Source organism: Oleiphilus sp. HI0125 (genome assembly GCF_001635355.1).
In genome coordinates, this window is record NZ_LWGF01000905.1 from 1 (window position 1) to 1,526 (window position 1,526).

General features: G+C 45.4%; 1 protein-coding gene. It reads right to left on the reverse strand.

Annotation, left to right across the window (positions count from 1 at the left end):
- Nucleotides 1-205 precede the first annotated feature (205 nt).
- On the reverse strand, nt 206-1,526 hold a 1,321-nt coding region (pnp, locus tag A3762_RS15685), incomplete at its 5' end, for a polyribonucleotide nucleotidyltransferase (protein WP_068756535.1).

Below are 1,526 nucleotides of genomic sequence, written 5' to 3' on the forward strand. Positions count from 1 at the left end.
TATACGATTCCGCTTTGTCTTCCAATTTTCTGAAAAAAACTGCGGCTTACTTTGTTCTCACAAAGATGCCAACATTGAACAAATCGTATACAGATTCAGACACCGCTAATAGTCGAACTTAACGGACGAAAAACTCGAAATTAACGATGAGGAATGGCCAAAAAAAAGGAGGCACAAAGCCTCCTTTTCAACACTTAAGCTAGACTTACGCGTCAGCTTCGATGTCTTTCATAGTCAATTTAATACGACCACGGTTATCAACATCTAGTACTTTTACTTTAACCATCTGACCTTCAGAAAGTACGTCAGTCACATTCTCAATACGCTCTTCAGAGATTTGAGAGATATGAACCAAGCCGTCTTTACCTGGCAAGATATTAACGAATGCACCGAAGTCTACGATACGCTCAACCTTACCTTCGTAAGTTTGGCCAACTTCTGCTTCTGCAGTAATCGCTACGATCATATTGATTGCTGCTTGCGCTGCTTCGTTGTTTTCAGCGTAAACGCGGATTGAACCGTCGTCTTCGATATCAACAGATGCACCAGTTTGCTCTGTGATTGAACGGATAGTCGCACCACCTTTACCGATTACGTCACGGATCTTGTCTGGGTGAACAGACATGTTGTGCATCGCAGGTGCTTTATCAGAAACAGACTCACGAGGGTTCTCGATGACTTTGTTCATTTCTTCAAGGATGAACAAACGAGCATCTTGAGCTTGTTTAAGCGCAATCGTCATGATCTCTTCGTTGATACCTTCGATCTTGATATCCATTTGAAGCGCTGTGATACCTTCGTCAGTACCCGCTACTTTAAAGTCCATGTCGCCTAGGTGGTCTTCGTCACCAAGGATGTCGGTAAGAACTGCGAAACCGTCGCCTTCTTTTACAAGACCCATTGCAATACCAGCAACTGGTGCTGCAAGTGGAACACCTGCATCCATCAATGCCAAGCTTGAACCACAAACAGAAGCCATAGAACTTGAACCGTTTGATTCAGTGATTTCTGAAACAACACGTACTGCATATGGGAACTCCTCTTCGTTTGGCATAAGCGCTTGAACACCACGCTTAGCAAGACGACCGTGACCAATCTCACGACGACCTGGTGCGCCCATACGACCACACTCACCTACTGAGTAAGGAGGGAAGTTGTAGTGCAACATGAAGTGCTCTTTAGTATCACCTTCAAGTGTGTCAACAATTTGTGCGTCGCGCGTAGTACCAAGCGTAGTCGCAACGATTGCTTGTGTTTCACCACGAGTAAACAATGCAGAACCGTGTGCATTTGGAAGTACGCCAACTTCAACAGAAATTGGACGAACTGTTTCATTGTTACGACCATCGATACGCGGCTCTTTCGCAATGATACGACCACGAACGATTTGCTTCTCTAGCTTGCTGAAGTAAGCCTTAACGTCTTCTTCGCTTGCTGCGCCTTCTTCACCTGTTGCAATCGCTGCAACTGCTTGGTTACGAAGCTCGCCCAATGCGCTGTAACGCGCCATTTTGTCGCTTGTGCTG